Genomic DNA, 15,143 nt, shown 5'->3' with positions numbered 1-15,143 from the left:
TGGCCGTTTGATGTGCAAACGGGGACTGTCCCTTTTTGCACATCAGGGATTGCATTTTTGACAGGCTTGGTAGCCTTGGGCGATGGCATCGTCCTTCGAGATGGCGATCTTGGACTGCCTCAGCGAGGAACAGGTGCCCCGGTGATAGCACTCCCCAGTCTTGGTGATGTAGACGGTCTCCTCGTTCTTCTCAGCCGTTGCCGCCGCCGCAGCCGCCTCTGCCTTCGCCCTGGCCTCCGCCTCCGCCTGTTCGGCCGTCTGGGCCTCTGCCTGCCGTCGAGCCTCCTCTTCGGCCCGCGCCTTCGCCTCGGCCTCTGCCTTCTCCTTCGCCTCGGCCTCTGCCCGAGCCTTGGCCTCCGCTTCCCTCTGAGCCTTGGCCTTCGCCTCTGCCTCAGCTTTCGCCTTGGCCTCGGCCGCTTCGGCAGCCCTCTCCTCGGCGACGCGCCGGATCTTGCCTTCGTCACGTTCTATCCGCAACGATACCGACGCACCGATATGCCGGTCGAAGTCCACCGTCACCGATGGAGACTCCGCAACATAACAGACCTCTTCGGTGTCGAACTCCGACGAATCAACTCTGAACGTGTACGTTCCGCTCGCCGGCCGCGTCTCGCTAGGCTCGCCGACCGCGACCTCGATGTCCTCGTCAACCAGCTTGCCATCGCGCGTGACCCCGTCCATGTGAACCGTCACGCTTCGACCGACCAGCTCATCACAGTCCACGGTGACGGCAACGGACTCCAAACCGCCGGCAATCCCCATCGCCATGACGAGCGACAGGAACGCGACCGAGAAACAAGCGCCCGTTGTGAAACGCGGGTGCCTCTGGTTCTTTCTCGGCACGCCGCTCCGCCTCCGCACCACCAACGCCCCCACGGCCATGGCGCACGCTGCAAGCTCTAGCACCAGGGACGCAGAGCCGCAGACGAGCAGCGCAATGGCCATGAGCGACATCGCCCACGGCAACGTGTAGGCCGTGGGCATGTACTTCCACGGGTCCTCCTCGACCTGCGGGTACAGACAGCCGCGCGAGGCATTCCTGAGCGTCCCGAGGGCGCGCCCGACGTCCCTACTCGTCACCGTCGACCTCCTTCTTGAGAGGCTGGATGGGGCGCAGGATCTTGGTGACCGTCATATTCGAGACAAGCCCGTGACCCGCGCACCAGTCGTCGGGGTCGATCCCCGCAAGCTGTTGTCCCAGCAGGGCCTCGCGCGTGAACCGCTGTGCCAGCGCGTAGTCGATGCCCTCCCCCGTCTTATGGCTCCTCGTCCACGCACGGATGTCAACCGCCACCGCTTTGATGGCAGGCGATGCTTCGAACGCGTTTGTCACCACCGCAAGCATGGCCCCGAGCATGGTCTGCACGTACTCGCTGCGAACCCGACGGGTCGACTTCTCGCGAACCCCAACACCGGTGCGCTTGCTGACCTCGTACGTGGGCGGCACGATTTCGTGACCAGGAAACGTGAGGCACAGGTAGAGCTCGCCTTCCGTGAGGTCGAAAGAACTCTCACAGCCCAGTTCGAACGGAAGTGCGAGACTGGCGACGTACCCCTCAATCAGGCCTTCGATGAGACCCGGATCGCCGAGGGTGCGCTTCTCGGCCACCTGACACTCGGCTTTGTACCGCGCCAGCAGTGGCGTGTCGTGCTCGCGCTGACGTGCATCCTGGGCTTCTTCATGGCTGCGGTGCCGCCGCTCGAAGTCCGCCTGGTGCTCTGCAACGTAGTCCGGGAAGTTCGCCTCGTAGTAGGCCTCGCGAGCGGGCCTCCGCGCCCAGAGCATCCAGGTCTTGACCTCGCGCTCGGTGATAGCAGAGAACTCCCGGTGAAGCTGGTCGAGGCTCTTTGGCACCTCCTCGAACGGCTCCCGCACGTACAGGCGCGGCTTGGCCGGCACAATCGCACGCTCGAGGGCGTCGCACGACCGCACCGGCTGGCAAAGGCGCGTCAGATTCAGGGCATCGGCGGCCACATTCCCTCCTTGCTCATTCAGGTTCTAACTGGGTTGCTAGAAGCACTCTAAAGCAAGGCTTTTATGGAAAAGGCCCGAAAAGCGCCCGTGTCTCGGTCGGCGCGTACAAAGTACGGCCGATGAGTCACCGTCCGGCGGGTGCTGACTCATTGGCCGTTTGATGTGCAAACGGGGACTGTCCCTTTTTGCACGCGATGGGCTAGGCCTCGGCGGTGGTCTTCTCGGCAGAACCCGAGCAGACGGGGCACTGCGACGCCAGGTCCTTCACCACGGGGCACGGGCACTCCTCGACCCAGTTGGGGTTGTACTTCACGACGCCCAGCTTCTCCAGCGCGAACACGCCCGCCGCCACGGTCACGGCGGCGCCGACCAGCTTGCCCAGAACCTTCAACATGATTGACCTCCTCAGTAGTGGCCCCTGCGGCCGCAAGTACTGAGGAGGTTTATCGCCCAACCGCCGAGGTCGCAAACCAAACCGCGCAGGACCCCCACGCCCAGCGTGCTATCCCATCACCATGAGCGCCAACGCCACGAGCGCAATGACCACGCACGCGCCCCAACAGGCGATCGCGCCCGCGTGCGTGGCGACCGTCGCGGTGCCCTCCACACTGCGAAAGTGCAGCTTGAGCCCGAATGAGTACAGCCCACCTATGACGCCCGCCACGACCACCGTCACCGCGAGCACATTAATCAGGTTCAGCACCTCTCCCATGACCTGCTCCTACATCTGTGGGGTCGGGGTGCCAGAGCGCACCGCAGCGGACTGAGGCTTGGGCTGCAGCTTGCCCTGTGGGTCGTCCTCGGTGACGTTGGTGGCGTCGATCGGGTTCTTCCGCGAGAGCCAGAAGATAAAGCCCGAGACCAGCGCGCACGCCACCGCCGTCACCACGGTCCCCGCCATACCCGTCTTTGCGGCGCAGCACGCCACGGCACCCATGCCGGCAGCAGCCGGGAACGTCACGAGCCATGCAACGAGCATGCGCTTGGCGACGCCCCAGTTCACGGGCACGCCGCGCCCGAGGCCGGTGCCGATCACGGAACCCGAGCACACCTGCGTGGTGGAGAGCGCGAAGCCCAGGTGCGAGCTGGCGAGCACTGCCGTGGCGCTCGCGGCCTCGGCCGCAAACCCCTGCGGCGTGTTGAGGTCGGTGAGGCCTTTGCCGAGCGTGTGGATCACGCGCCAGCCGCCCATGTAGGTGCCCATGGCGATGGCGAGGCCGCAAATGGCGACGACCCACAGCTCGGGGCCGGTGCCGCTCGGCTGCGCGCCGGTGGCGATGAGGGTGAGGGTGATGATGCCCATGGTCTTCTGGGCGTCGTTGGTGCCGTGGGACAGCGCGACGAGGCACGCGGTGATCGTCTGCCCGTGCCGGAATCCGTTCTCCATCTGGTGCTCCTCGACGCCGGCTACGACATGCTCAACTGCGACAACGGTACCTACGACGCCTGGTACTGGGCACACCCGCCCATCTACATGCCCGAGAACTGCAACCTCGAGGACGTGGAGCACATCAAGGAGTTCGTGGACATCCCCGTGGTGGCGACGGGACCAGGATCTTGTCGATGACGGCGACAAAGTTGACGCCCTCGACGCCCGCGCCCACGATGACGGCCCCCACGAGACCGCCAAACAGGGCATGGGAGCCAGAGGACGGGAGCCCCAGGTACCAGGTGATGAGGTTCCAGATGATGGCGCCGACAAGACCCGCGAAGATGAACTCCGGGCCGATGAAGACCTCTTGCTCGTTGATGAGGCCGCCGGAGACTGTCTGGGCCACCTCGGTGGAGAGGAACGCGCCCACAAGGTTCATGGCGCCGGCGATGAGCACGGCCGTCTTGGGCTTGAGCGCACCGGTGGCAATCGAGGTGGCCATCGCGTTCGCGGTGTCTTGGAAGCCGTTGGTGAAATCGAACGCTAGGGCAAAGACGATGACCAGACCGACCACCACGAGTGTTGCCATGTCCATGACAGGTGCTCCCTCTCCCGGGCGAGGCGGCCGAGCGGCGCGCATTTCTTAATGGTAGCGGCAACTACTTGAATCAGCACTGAAACATGGCGACATTCCAAACCTGAAGGGCGGACGCTTCGGTCAAAGCCGTTTGTCCATGGTTGGACGCTTCGGTCAAAGCGATCTGTCCACGCTCCAGCCGGGCGGAGCGTGGACAAACGGCTCTCTCCCAAGCGTCCACGGCGCGGCATCGTCGGGCGCCCATGGGCCGGGGCACTGACGGGCGGCGGCCCTTCGCCGGCACCGGGCCCACCCGTCAAAGCGATTTGTCCACGCTCCAGCTGATCAGAGCGTGGACAAAGGGCTCTCTCCCAAGCGTCCAGGCGTGGACAAACGGCTCTCTCCCAAGCGTCCAGGCGTGGACAAATGGCTCTCTCCGAAGCGTCCGAGCTAGACCTTCATGGCCTCGTCCCAGGCGCCCCACACCACGGTGCGCAGGTTCCCCACGCCGGCGCAGTCGCCCACGTAGCGCACCCGCTTCCTCGAGCGTTTCGGGCCCTTGAGCGGCGCCGGTCGGTACCCCACGGAGCTGATCACGGAGTCACAGGGAATCGCGACCGACCTCCCGTCCTGCTCCACCACAACCTCGCCGTCGAACACCTCCTTGAGCGTCGCGTTGAGATACACCGGCACCTGGTGCAGCGCGAAGTACTCCCGCAGATAAGAGCTGTTGGCCAGGCAGACGCCCTTCTGCGCCACCAGGTCGTTCTTCATCTCCACGATGATGGGCCGCTTGCCCTGCAGGTGCAGCTCGTAGGCGATCTCGCAGCCGGTCAGGCCGCCGCCCACCACGACCACGCGCTCCCCCACCGGCGCGCCGTCGAGGAACTCGCACGCCTCCACCATCTTCTCCGCGCCCGGCACAGGCAGCAGGATCGGCGTGGAGCCGGTCGCCACGATCACTTCGTCCGCCATCAGGGCGTCCAGGTCCGTCACGCGCTCGTTCAGGTGCACCGGGATCTGCGCCTTCTCCACCTGGTGCCGGTACCAAGCGAGCAGGTCGCGCAGCTTGCCCTTGTAAGACTCCGCGCTCGCCTGGATCAGCGTGCCGCCCAGCGCGCCGCTCGCCTCGTAGATCACCGGGTCGTGCCCGCGCTCCTTCAGGACCAGCGCCGCCTCCATGCCGCCGACGCCGCCTCCCACCACGGCCACCTTTTTGGGACGGTCGGCCCTCTTGATGTGGTGCTTGTCCGTCTGCATGGTCTGCGCGTTCAAGGCGCAACGGGCCATGTGCAGCGAGTCGCTCAGGTCCTGGTCGTTGGGCACGCCCTCGTAGTGGCACAGGTTGAAGCACCCGTTGTGGCACAGGATGCACGGGCGGATATCCTCGTCGCGCCCCTCCGTGAGCTTGGTGACCCACTCCGAGTCCGCCAGGAACTGCCGCGCGAAGCCCGCGCCGTCCAGCTTGCCCTCGGCGATGGCCTCTGCAGCGACCTCCGGCACCAAGCGTCCCGCCGCCACCACGGGGATGTCCACGAACTCCTTGATGTGCTCCACGTCCTCGAGGTTGCAGTTCTCGGGCATGTAGATGGGCGGGTGTGCCCAGTACCAGGCGTCGTAGGTACCGTTGTCGCAGTTGAGCATGTCGTAGCCGGCGTCCTGCAGCAGCCTCGCGGCCTTCTCGGACTCCGCCATGTCGCGGCCCACCTCGACGTAGTCCTCGCCGGGCAGGGCGCCCTGTCGCATGCCCTTGGTCTTGGACACCACGGAGTAGCGCAGGGACACCGGGAAGTCGTCGCCGCACTCCCTCTTGATGGCCTGGACGATCTGGGTGGCGAAGCGGTAGCGGTTCTCGAGCGACCCGCCGTACTCGTCCTGGCGGCGGTTCACATACGGCAGCGTGAACTGGTCGAGCAGGTAGCCCTCGTGCACGGCGTGCACCTCGACGCCGTCGACGCCCGCCTCCTGCAACAATTTGGCGCTCTGGGCGAACGAGTAGACGAAGCGCTGGATCTCCTGCGCCGTGAGGGCACGGCTCGGCACCTTGTCGCTCCACCGGTTGGGGGACGCGCTGGCGCTCGCGCAGATCATGTCGAGGTCCATGAAGGGCTTGGAGAGCGTCCGCAGCACCGGGTTGGTGTAGAGCGCCTCCATCATCGGGCTTACCGAGAACGAGCGCCCGAACCCGGCCGTGAGCTGCACGAAAAGCTTGGCGCCGGTCTTGTGGAACTCCGGCATCCAGGCGGCGAGGTCCCGGTACATCCTCTTGTTCTGGTGCAGCCACTGGCCGAACATCGGGTTGTACACCGGCTGGCAGCCCGGCAGCACGAGGCCCACGTTGTTCTCGGCCACCTGCAGGATGAACTCGGCACCGGCCTTGTCGAAGTGGTTGTTCTCCATCCATCCCAAAAGGTCCGTGCCGCCCATGGACGTCATCACGATGCGGTTCTTGACCTCCACGTTCCCGATCTTCCAGGGCGTGAAGAGCGGTTCGAGCTCGCGCCTCATTTCTTGCCTCCCGTCGCGTCCGGTTCCGGGTCGCTCAACGTGACGGCGCCGTCCTCGCCCACGGTCACCGTCATGCCGTCCTGCACGTAGCCGAGGAACTCGTCGCCCAACTGGTCCACCACGGGCATCGGGTGCTCGGTCCAGTTGGCGGCGAGCACCGCGCCGGCCGCGGCCAGCGAGTCGATGGTCTTCGAGAACAAGAGGCACGCCGGGCCCTTCTCGAGAGCGCAGACCGTGTAGAACGCCATGCCGCCCGTGGTGGAGCCGATGGTCTCAGGCAGACAGATGGCGCGGCCGGCCATCGGCTTCTTGTACAGATCCGGGTTGTTCTGGTCGCCGCACTTCACCTGCTTGTCGCCCAGGAGCAGCGCCGTCTGATAGCTGGCCAGCGTGTTGAAGCCGCCGCGGGACACGAGCGCCTCGGCGCTCACGGTGCCGGGGATCACCACCCGGCCTTGAAAGGTCCTGCTCGCCATCTAGACGCTCCTTCCACAGAGAATGTCGCAGATCTGGTCGTCCGTGTAGTAGCGGGCGCTCGTGTAAGTGCGCAGCTTGTTGGACGACGTGATCACCGGCATGGCCTTGGCCAGCGGGTTGTTCATGTACATGAGCGGGCAGATGTAGCTGGTGGTGACGCCCATGTTCTCGAGGCGCAGGGCCTGCGGCAGCTTGGAGAACTCCTCGAGCACGCCCGGCGCGGCCGTGAAGACCGTGGGAACGGACACCTTGGTCCTGCCCGCGGCCTGCAGCTCGCGCTCGAGGCGGTCGGTCCACTCCACGATCTGGTTCAACGTCATATGCGGGCAGCCCATGAAGCAGAGTTTGGGCCTCGCGTTGGGGTTGGACCAAACGACCGGGTAGCTGGCCTTGACGCGCTCCAGCTCGGCGTCGTCGATGACGTAGACCTCGGCGTCCTCGCGCAACAGCGCGCGACCCTGTTCCTTGGCCTCGGGCGTGAGGTTCTCGATGTGATAAAGGCCCACGGAGCCGTTGGAGGCGGTCGCTGCCCCGAAGTCCTTGAGGTAGGTGACGGCCTCGTCGTCCAACTCCGTGCCGATCCACTGGTCGAGGCCCACCACGTACGGCACCTTGTCCATCACGTGCATGCCCACGGCGGAGCCCAGGAGCTGCGGCTCGGGCTTCTTGGAGGTCTCGACCTTGACCAGGTAGTCCGCCTTGCGGCCGTCATCGGTGAGCAGGCCGAACTCGGGCACCACGCCGGCAATGGAGCCAAAGAGCTCGATGATGCCGGAGTTTCGGTTGCAGCGGGCGCCGAGCACCGAGTTGGCGAACACGACCGCCGACGACTCCGCCCAGCTGAGGACGTCGCCCTGCTTGGGTGTGTTGCCCACCTCCGGCAGGTAGCTCGTGCACGTGTAGGCCTCGTGCGGGCCGCCGGGCCGGAGGCCGAGCCGCTTGAGCTGGTCCTCGTAGCGGTCCTGGTACTTGTACATGATCTTGAACACGATGTCGCGGATCGGCCCCGACGGCACGTTGGGGTCCAAGGGCAACGGGTCCGCCGTGAACTCCTGCTTGGACACCACGCCAGCGTTGATGAGCTGGTCGTAGAGGTCGTAGACCGGCCCCATCACGCTGATGCCGAAGCTGATCACCGTGTGGCCGAGCTCGCTCGTCACGGGAACCATGCGCTCGGCGCCGTAGATGTCCCCGTACATCACGAGGGTCTTCATGACCTTGGCCATGACCTCGCCCTCGCTGCCGTCGAGAATGGCCTGCTGCTCCTCCGTCAGACGCACGGCCGCCCCCCTTCTCTTGGTAAAGGTAGGGACAAGACTAATTCATTTGCGTCGATTCTTGAAGCTGGCCTGAATTGGCGGGAGAGGGCAAGGTCACATGGCGACCCTCGGCGGCGATCCCCTTGCGACTCTGACCGAGATTGCAACTCTGAGCCCCCGAGCCCTCCAAAACCGCCATCTCAGGGTCGAGACGGCAGTTCTGCGCCTCGTCCCGCTCAGAGTTGCAATCTGAGCCACATTCAGAACCCCAATCTCGGCTGCACGGCACAAAACGGTCGCCGGGAAGCGATTCCCAGCGGCCGCAAGGGCGACAAAACTCGACGAGTGCTATCGCGTTGCAGGTTTTATGCTGCGGCGCCTCCGTTCGGCAGGTCCTTGGGAGAGGGCTGCGCCGGGATCGGGAGGTTCGCGTAGGCCACCATCTCGGCCTTCTCCGAGGCGGTCGCGGAGGCCGGCTCGGTCTCGAGCAGGTACTCTGCCGTGGCGCGGCGCTCCATCGCGGCGGTGAAGCTGGACGTGCCGGCGAAGACCTCCTTGGTGTAGGGGTTCACGCCGTAGCGCACCGAGCGCACCACGATGTACGCGAACGCGGCCACGTTGACGAGGAGCGCCACCACCGACACCGCGAGGTTCACGCTCGGGTTGTTGACGGAGTCGGCGGCGAACACGGAGTCGTTCACGAACATCGGCACCATCTGGCAGAACATGCACCAGATGGACAGCGTGAACGCGCGGTTCTGGATCCAGCCGCCCTTGTTCCAGGCAAGCGCGGCGATGGTGGGCGCCAGCAAGAGGGCGATGCCGCAGTACCAGGAGTGCGTCGGCAGGCAGTTGTAGGTGTAGCAGAAGTTCCAAATGTCATAGGCAAGGATGTAGACCCAGATCATGTCCGGCCACAGCATGTCCTCGCGCTTCTTGGAGATGTAGATGCCGAACCAGCCGGTCATGCAGGCGATGTTGATGAGGCCGGCAATGCCGTTGAGCACGTTGTGCATGCCGCCGTAGAGCACCACGCCCTCGGTGGAGACCCAGGTGGTGCCCCAGGCCTTGATGGCGCTCTCGAAGTCGCTCACCACGGCGATGAGGATATTGATGGCCACGATGGCGAACGGGAACACCTTGAACCAGTGGGCGCGGCCCAGAGGGGTCCAGGAGTACTTGATCATCATGAAGCCGATGCAGCCGATGGTGGCCGCGTACACCTTGGCGTAGTGGAACCAGGAGTTCATGTCCGTGTGGGTGGGGTTGTTGAGCGCCCACTCCGCGCCCATGGCCGCGGCCACCTCGACGACGATGCAGTAGACCGTCATGGCGCCGCACACGCCGAAGAACATGAAGATGCCGCCGGCCTTGGAGCGTCGGGCGACCTCGTTGAGGCCGATCAGTGCGACGAGCACCAGGATCAGACCGAGCCACTGCCAACCGGCATTGGCCCCGTACACGTTAAACAGCATGGTTGTCCTCTCTCTCGCTGTTTCTGTCCATATGAAGGGTCTGCGCGATCAGGTCCGCGACGACGCCGTCATCAAGGTCCGGATGGGCTCGGAGCAAACCGATGAGCCCGACGATCAGCAGGTAGAACGTCTCGTAGAGGTGGTCGATGGCCACGGGGTGCAGGGACGCGTAGTCCTGGACGGTGGTGTCGATGAGGTAGGTGGCGGTGTGGTCGGCCACCCGCTGGATCAGCTGCAGGTAGAGCGAGGCGTTCTCCGTCGAGACGATCGCCTCGTGGAAGGGGTTGTCCTCGAACATCTCCTGGCGGAGCAGGCCCACCACAGTGGTGAGCGCGTGCTCGATGTCGCCCGGGCGCCGTCTGGCGTTCCAAGCGGCGAGCTTCTCGACGTACTCCGAGACGTAGGCGTCGAGGACCGCGGAGGTCACCGCTCCCTGGTTTGGGAAGTAATGATAAAAGAGCGAACGGGTCACGCCCACTGCGGCGGTGATGTCGCCCACAGAGACGGACGACAGCCCCCGCTCCTCGTAGAGCGCCCGGGCCGCCGAGACGATCTGGGCGCACCGGGCGTCCGCGTCCTCGCGGGCGTGCTGTGTCCGTGCGTCGGCCAAAGGGGCCCCTCTCCCGGTCGCTGAAGGTCACCGCCATGTTGACTGAGTGTCAACTGTTGGCGCATGGGCCGATGGCAGCTGTTGACACGCTGTTAATAGTGAGGGGCGCGCCGGTTGCGCTCGAAACCGCGGACGCTTGGGAGAGAGCCGTTTGTCCACGCTGCGCCCGGCTGGAGCGTGGACAATTCGCTTTGACCGAAGCGTCCACGCTGTCGCAGGATGGAGCGTGGACATTTGGCTTTGACCGAAGCGTCCAGGTCCGGACAAACGGCTTTGACCGAAGCGTCCACGGGGCCCGCACGGCGTGCGCCACTCCCTTCAAAGAGGGGTACGGTACGATTAGCGGCCTTCCGCCGTCTGCGTCACCCGATAGTTAGGAGACCCATGACACCCAACCCTAGGCAGGAGTCCACGCTGCGCCCGGACGCCGCCCTCGACCCCGCGGTCGTGCGCCAGCAGTGCGCCGACTTCTCCCGGTCCCGCGCCAACCGCGTGGCCCGCAACGCCGTGACCAGCGACGGCATCGTCAAGGCCGCGCGCAACCCGGTGGCCCTGCGCGCCTACCAGGACACCTACGCGGTCAAGCTCCGCACCGCGACCACCGTGACCAACCAGGAGCAGTCCGGCCGCTGCTGGCTCTTCGCCACGCTCAACTCGTGCCGCGCCCGCATGCTCCAGGCCCTCGACGTGGAGGACTTCGAATTCTCCCAGGCCTACCTGCAGTTCTACGAGAAGATGGAGTGGGCGAACGCGTTCCTCGTCCACGCGGTTGAGACAGCCGGCAAGCCGCTCGACGACCGCGCGGTGGCCATGCTCTTCGAAGGCCCGGCCGACGACGGCGGCCAGTGGAACTACGGCGCCAACCTCGTCGCCAAGTACGGTCTCGTGCCCAAGTCCGCAATGCCCGAGACCGCATGCTCGTCGAACACCACCGCCATGGTGGAGGTGCTCAACCGCCTGCTCCGCAAGGACGGGCTCGAGCTGCGGCGCATGGTGGCCGAAGGCGCGACTCGCGGCGCCATCGACGCCCGCCGCGCCGAGATGATGGACGACGTGCACCGCATGCTCTGCGTGTGCCTGGCCGAGCCGCCCGCCACGTTCGACTTCGCGTGCGAGGTCGGCCCCAAGGCCACGGTGGACGAGGCTCTGCTGCAACCCATCGAGCCCACGACGGGCCCGGCCGGCACGCCGGCGCCCAAGGCGAAGGACGGCGAGGAACCGGAGAAGCCGGCCAAGCGCCTGCTCAAGGACCCAGGCCTCACGCCGCAGGAGTTCGCCGAGAAGTACGTGAAGTTCGACCTCAACGATTACGTGGAGCTCGTGAACTACCCTCTCGACAAGTACCCCTACGAGCAGGTCTACGGCGTCGAGATGGGCGACCGCATCCTCGGCGGCCTCCCCATGCGCTTCCTCAACATGCCGATCGAGGCGCTCGAGGACGCGGCGGTGGCGTCGCTCAAGGCCGGCGAGGCCTGTTACTTCGCCTGCGACGTGGGCCAGAACTTCCCCTCCAAGCTCAAGGACTACCCCGGCACGCTGGCGCTCGACACGATGGACACGGGCGACCTCTTCGACGTGGACCTGACCATGGACAAGGCGGCCATGCTCGCCTCCCAGGAGTCCGGCATGACGCACGCGATGACGCTCGAGGGCGTGCAGCTGGGCGACGACGGACGCCCCGTGGCTTGGCGCGTCGAGAACAGCTGGGGCAAAGACTCCGGCAAGGACGGCTACCTGATTATGAGCGGCGACTGGTTCCGGCTCTATGCGGCCGACGTGGCCGTGCGCCGCGAGTTCGTGAGCCCCGACGCCCTCGCGCTGTGGGACACCGCGCCCACGGTGATGACGGAGCCGTGGAGCATCTTCTACTAGGCTTCCGCCTCAAGCTGGCGAGACGAGAAGGGCCTCGTCGATCGGGGCTCTTCTCGTCTCGCGGCTCTATGCTGTTCGATCGGGCGCGCGGGGCCACGAACGTTTGGCCGTCTACAGCTCCACAACGTCCACTTCGCTCCCCTGCATCCGCACGAGCCGGATCAGAGCGCTCGCCTGCATCCATACCGTGGCCGTGTTGTCGTTCGGATGCACGCCGATGAGATGGTTTGCGAACGCCAAGCAAACTCGAACGCTGGCATCAAAGGCGGCATCACCGCAGGTCGTTGTTTCAACCTCCGGACCGCTTTCGGTTTGTGTTGTGATCACAGCGCAAAGTTGCGGGCGCACATCTCCGCTGCGACGATGCCCAGCGCGCCCCGCGCCGGCTATCCCTCGTTGGACACCGTGCGCATGCGCCCGGTGCTGAGATATCCCACCACAGCCATCGCCAGCGTCATCGACGCGGCCACGGCCAGCAGCTCTGGTCGCTCCTCGCCCGCCGCGCAGGCCCGCAGATAACCCAGCTGCCAGGTCAGGGGGTTGGCGCAAGAGAGGGTCTGCAGGAAGGCCGGCGCCTGGTCCAGCGAGTAGAGCGTGGGCGCGCTGAACATGAGCGGCGTGAGCGCGAGGGACACCACGAAGTCACGCACCCGGTACGAGCGGATGAGCGCGGTGAGCGCACAGCCCAACGAGGCCCAGAAGACGCCGACGAGGGCCACGCCCACGGCCAGCGGCCCCAGCTGCGCCCGCAGAGAGAACCCGCAGAGGGCCCACACGGTGGCGAGCGCGACGGACGCCCGCACCAGCAGCTGCAGGACCGGCACCGCCAGCATTCCGAGGAAGTACCCAAGCCTCGGCACCCCCGATGCCAGCTTCAGGCACCCGAGCGACCACTTGCGCTCCAGCGTCCAGCGGTAGATCATGGACGAGAGCATCCCCACGCACTGGATCCCCATCACGCCCACGGCCAAGAAGAGGGCCGTCGCCGGCTCCACGCGCCCGCCGAACGACGCGAGCCCTCCCACCACAAAGAGGCCGTAGAAGGCCGGCTCGGACAAGAGGCCCCCAGAAAACAAAAGCCGGGAGGAACCTCCCGGCACTCGGTAGAAGCGAAAGAACGCCTCCACCCCGTTTATACCACAGGTGAGCGGCACTGCCACGACCTTTCGGCAAAGGCACCGAGGCACGAAGATCAACACGCGCCGGACTCACCTGCCAAAGAGAGCGCTCACGAAACACCCCCCCAAGAAAGCCGCCTCCTGCTCGGCCGAGACGGTCGCGGCCGTCCAATCCGTCCAGCCATTGCAGTTCATCCGGGCGTTCCTACACTTGCATCGGAACCGTCCACGTCTGGAAGAAGGCACCTTGAGCCCCCTGTTGATCATCGCCACGGTCGCGATCACCTGCGCCCTCGTCCTGTACACCCTCGGAGTCTTTGGAGAGAGACGGGCGGGACGTCTCAGGCCGCGGTTCGTCGTGCTGTTCTGGTGCGGCCTCGCCTGCGACACCACGGGCACGCTGATCATGAGCGCCATCGCCGCTTCGTCGCAGGCGACGGGCAAGATGGGTATCCACGCGGCCACCGGCGCGTTGGCCATCGTGCTCATGCTGGTCCACGCCGTCTGGGCCACCTTCACCTGCTGGAAGGGCAGCCCCCAAGCGCGCCGCGCCTTCAGCCGCTTCAGCGTCGTCGTGTGGCTCCTATGGCTGGTCCCGTACGTGTGCGGTCTTCTCGTGGGCATACCGGCGATTTCCCTCGCGCCGGTTCCGGCCGTCCTCGTGGCAGTCCTGGTGGCGGCCGTCATTGCCGTGGCCCTCTGGCTCGGCTCGCAGGGCAGGGCAGAGGCCGGGGCGCGCTGCGGCTAAGACGAGCGCGCGGCGGTTTGGCTTGCGATCACAAAGCTATGGGGCGCTCAGGCAGCAGTTTGGTTTGTAATCACGCCACAAACGGAAGTCGGTTGCGATGTTGAACGCTCCATCTGCGAAAATACCGCCTTTGATGCTCTGCGGGGAGTATGCGTTGCGATCGCAACGCATACTCAACCCGATGGGACAGGCGACGAAGGTCACCGGCCCGTCATGCACGACCCCGAGTCACGTCGCAAACCACCCGAAGCGCCAACGCGGCCCGCGCCCTCCGCGAACTCATCCCTCGTTGTGCTCCGTCGGACTCGCGTACGCCTTGTAGGACGCGACGCCGTCCCTCGGGAGCCAGCAGTTCGCCTGGAAGCGCGTCTCCTTGCCGGCGCCTTCGGGCTCCACGTAGGCGGCCGCCCCGCCCACGATCGCGCCCGCGCCGTCGCGGGCGATCACCGTCACCCACACGGGGCCGTCCTCGTCCGGCGTGACCGTGCCAACGAGAAGCTCGTCCGCCACCATTCCGGACGGCGCCGGCACACGCTCCACCGACGAGAGGTCGTAGCTCGGAGCGGGCTCGCCGTCGGCGGGCGCCCAGTCAGACTCGTCGACCTCCACGGAGAACTCCACCGCGGCGACGTCCGCGGCGTCGCCGCACGCGATGTCGCCGAGCGCACACTCGGAGCCTGCGCCCACGGCCTCCGCGTCCTCCAGGAAACCGAACACCTTGCGCCCCTCCGCGTCCCGGCCGACGACGTGCAGGGTCGCCCGCTCGCACCGCCAGTCTGCATTCGGGTTCCGTACGATGGCGCCATAGGTGAGGTTCCCGTCAGAGACCGACCAGCCGGAGTCCACGATCTGAATGTCCTCACGGGCGTTGGCCTGAGTATCGGCCGCTTGGGCAGCGACCCGTGTCGGTGCGGCCGCACCGCACCCAGAGAGGGACAGGGACAGGAGCACGCCGAGAACAGCGGTCAGGAAGGCGGTCATGACATCCTCGTCTCGTCGAAACTTCTTGCATTTTCAACTCTCTTATATCATGAAGTTTCAACCAGTGGGCCGGGTCTCAACTTCCATAGGGTGAGCGGGCGGCCCCACACCCCCTCGCGGCTCGCGGCACCGCCCGCGCGCGGCGGTTTGGTTTGCGATTACAAAGCTATG

Annotated in this window: 16 protein-coding genes; 3 read left to right on the top strand and 13 right to left on the bottom strand. The window is 65.8% G+C overall.

What is annotated here, in order from left to right; genetic code table 11:
- Positions 1-42: 42 nt before the first annotated feature.
- The 5 genes from QJ043_RS01225 to QJ043_RS01205 all read right to left on the bottom strand — a co-directional run bounded on the left by QJ043_RS01225 (position 43) and on the right by QJ043_RS01205 (position 3,362).
- Entirely contained in the window at positions 43-984 is a 942-nt protein-coding gene (locus QJ043_RS01225) for a hypothetical protein (RefSeq protein ID WP_283712350.1), read from the bottom strand.
- An 85-nt stretch (positions 985-1,069) separates the two neighbouring features.
- The gene (locus QJ043_RS01220) at positions 1,070-1,975 is read right to left on the bottom strand and encodes a hypothetical protein (RefSeq protein ID WP_283712349.1); all 906 of its coding nucleotides are present in this window, start codon (positions 1,973-1,975) and stop codon (positions 1,070-1,072) included.
- A 199-nt stretch (positions 1,976-2,174) separates the two neighbouring features.
- Entirely contained in the window at positions 2,175-2,369 is a 195-nt protein-coding gene (locus QJ043_RS01215) for a hypothetical protein (protein WP_283722698.1), read from the bottom strand.
- 108 nt (positions 2,370-2,477) lie between these two features.
- Positions 2,478-2,687 carry a hypothetical protein gene (locus QJ043_RS01210; RefSeq protein WP_283712347.1) on the bottom strand — a complete coding sequence of 70 codons (210 nt, stop codon included), beginning with the start codon at positions 2,685-2,687 and terminating at the stop codon, positions 2,478-2,480.
- 9 nt (positions 2,688-2,696) lie between these two features.
- Positions 2,697-3,362: an inorganic phosphate transporter gene (locus QJ043_RS01205; RefSeq protein ID WP_283712346.1), complete on the bottom strand. Its 666-nt coding sequence runs from the start codon at positions 3,360-3,362 to the stop codon at positions 2,697-2,699.
- Here QJ043_RS01205 and QJ043_RS01200 point away from each other — a divergent pair.
- The gene (locus QJ043_RS01200) at positions 3,342-3,542 is read left to right on the top strand and encodes a hypothetical protein (protein WP_283712345.1); all 201 of its coding nucleotides are present in this window, start codon (positions 3,342-3,344) and stop codon (positions 3,540-3,542) included. The two genes, QJ043_RS01205 and QJ043_RS01200, sit on opposite strands and share 21 nt — an antisense overlap.
- Here the strand turns inward: QJ043_RS01200 and QJ043_RS01195 are convergent.
- The 6 genes from QJ043_RS01195 to QJ043_RS01170 all read right to left on the bottom strand — a co-directional run bounded on the left by QJ043_RS01195 (position 3,487) and on the right by QJ043_RS01170 (position 10,253).
- The gene (locus QJ043_RS01195) at positions 3,487-3,942 is read right to left on the bottom strand and encodes an inorganic phosphate transporter (RefSeq protein ID WP_283712344.1); all 456 of its coding nucleotides are present in this window, start codon (positions 3,940-3,942) and stop codon (positions 3,487-3,489) included. The genes QJ043_RS01200 and QJ043_RS01195 overlap by 56 nt on opposite strands.
- A 432-nt stretch (positions 3,943-4,374) precedes the next feature.
- A complete protein-coding gene (locus tag QJ043_RS01190; protein WP_283712343.1) occupies positions 4,375-6,432 on the bottom strand; it encodes an oxidoreductase in 2,058 nt (685 codons plus the stop codon).
- The gene (locus QJ043_RS01185; RefSeq protein WP_283712342.1) at positions 6,429-6,908 is read right to left on the bottom strand and encodes an aconitase X swivel domain-containing protein; all 480 of its coding nucleotides are present in this window, start codon (positions 6,906-6,908) and stop codon (positions 6,429-6,431) included. Before QJ043_RS01185 ends, QJ043_RS01190 begins: the two co-directional genes overlap by 4 nt.
- Positions 6,909-8,189 carry an aconitase X gene (locus QJ043_RS01180; RefSeq protein ID WP_283712341.1) on the bottom strand — a complete coding sequence of 427 codons (1,281 nt, stop codon included), beginning with the start codon at positions 8,187-8,189 and terminating at the stop codon, positions 6,909-6,911. It lies immediately after the preceding gene.
- 344 nt (positions 8,190-8,533) lie between these two features.
- Positions 8,534-9,643 carry a DUF5692 family protein gene (locus QJ043_RS01175; RefSeq protein ID WP_283712340.1) on the bottom strand — a complete coding sequence of 370 codons (1,110 nt, stop codon included), beginning with the start codon at positions 9,641-9,643 and terminating at the stop codon, positions 8,534-8,536.
- Entirely contained in the window at positions 9,633-10,253 is a 621-nt protein-coding gene (locus tag QJ043_RS01170) for a TetR/AcrR family transcriptional regulator (protein WP_283712339.1), read from the bottom strand. The genes QJ043_RS01175 and QJ043_RS01170 overlap by 11 nt, the downstream gene beginning before the upstream one ends.
- Before the next feature lie 384 nt (positions 10,254-10,637).
- Here QJ043_RS01170 and QJ043_RS01165 point away from each other — a divergent pair, with 384 nt between their 5' ends.
- Entirely contained in the window at positions 10,638-12,125 is a 1,488-nt protein-coding gene (locus tag QJ043_RS01165; RefSeq protein ID WP_283712338.1) for a C1 family peptidase, read from the top strand.
- Between the two features lie 386 nt (positions 12,126-12,511).
- Here QJ043_RS01165 and QJ043_RS01160 read toward each other — a convergent pair whose 3' ends face one another.
- Positions 12,512-13,183 carry an ABC transporter permease gene (locus QJ043_RS01160; protein ID WP_283712337.1) on the bottom strand — a complete coding sequence of 224 codons (672 nt, stop codon included), beginning with the start codon at positions 13,181-13,183 and terminating at the stop codon, positions 12,512-12,514.
- A 307-nt stretch (positions 13,184-13,490) separates the two neighbouring features.
- On the opposite strand from QJ043_RS01160, the gene QJ043_RS01155 reads away from it, so the two are divergent.
- A complete protein-coding gene (locus QJ043_RS01155; protein WP_283712336.1) occupies positions 13,491-13,991 on the top strand; it encodes an HsmA family protein in 501 nt (166 codons plus the stop codon).
- A 279-nt stretch (positions 13,992-14,270) separates the two neighbouring features.
- Here QJ043_RS01155 and QJ043_RS01150 read toward each other — a convergent pair whose 3' ends face one another.
- A complete protein-coding gene (locus tag QJ043_RS01150; protein WP_283712335.1) occupies positions 14,271-14,972 on the bottom strand; it encodes a hypothetical protein in 702 nt (233 codons plus the stop codon).
- Positions 14,973-15,143 lie beyond the last annotated feature (171 nt).

This window comes from Kribbibacterium absianum (genome assembly GCF_030067705.1).
GTDB lineage: Bacteria > Actinomycetota > Coriobacteriia > Coriobacteriales > Atopobiaceae > Kribbibacterium > Kribbibacterium absianum.
The sequence above is the reverse complement of the archived record's forward strand: the minus strand, read 5'-3'. Positions and strand labels throughout refer to the sequence as shown.

What these genes read in the sequence shown, in the direction of transcription:
- QJ043_RS01210 (WP_283712347.1), bottom strand. Translation starts at nt 2,687, where the DNA reads ATGGGAGAGGTGCTGAACCTGATTAATGTGCTCGCGGTGACGGTGGTC.
- QJ043_RS01150 (WP_283712335.1), bottom strand. Translation starts at nt 14,972, where the DNA reads ATGACCGCCTTCCTGACCGCTGTTCTCGGCGTGCTCCTGTCCCTGTCC.
- QJ043_RS01225 (WP_283712350.1), bottom strand. Translation starts at nt 984, where the DNA reads ATGCCCACGGCCTACACGTTGCCGTGGGCGATGTCGCTCATGGCCATT.
- QJ043_RS01205 (WP_283712346.1), bottom strand. Translation starts at nt 3,362, where the DNA reads ATGGAGAACGGATTCCGGCACGGGCAGACGATCACCGCGTGCCTCGTC.
- QJ043_RS01190 (WP_283712343.1), bottom strand. Translation starts at nt 6,432, where the DNA reads ATGAGGCGCGAGCTCGAACCGCTCTTCACGCCCTGGAAGATCGGGAAC.
- QJ043_RS01185 (WP_283712342.1), bottom strand. Translation starts at nt 6,908, where the DNA reads ATGGCGAGCAGGACCTTTCAAGGCCGGGTGGTGATCCCCGGCACCGTG.
- QJ043_RS01195 (WP_283712344.1), bottom strand. Translation starts at nt 3,942, where the DNA reads ATGGACATGGCAACACTCGTGGTGGTCGGTCTGGTCATCGTCTTTGCC.
- QJ043_RS01215 (WP_283722698.1), bottom strand. Translation starts at nt 2,369, where the DNA reads ATGTTGAAGGTTCTGGGCAAGCTGGTCGGCGCCGCCGTGACCGTGGCG.
- QJ043_RS01175 (WP_283712340.1), bottom strand. Translation starts at nt 9,643, where the DNA reads ATGCTGTTTAACGTGTACGGGGCCAATGCCGGTTGGCAGTGGCTCGGT.
- QJ043_RS01165 (WP_283712338.1), top strand. Translation starts at nt 10,638, where the DNA reads ATGACACCCAACCCTAGGCAGGAGTCCACGCTGCGCCCGGACGCCGCC.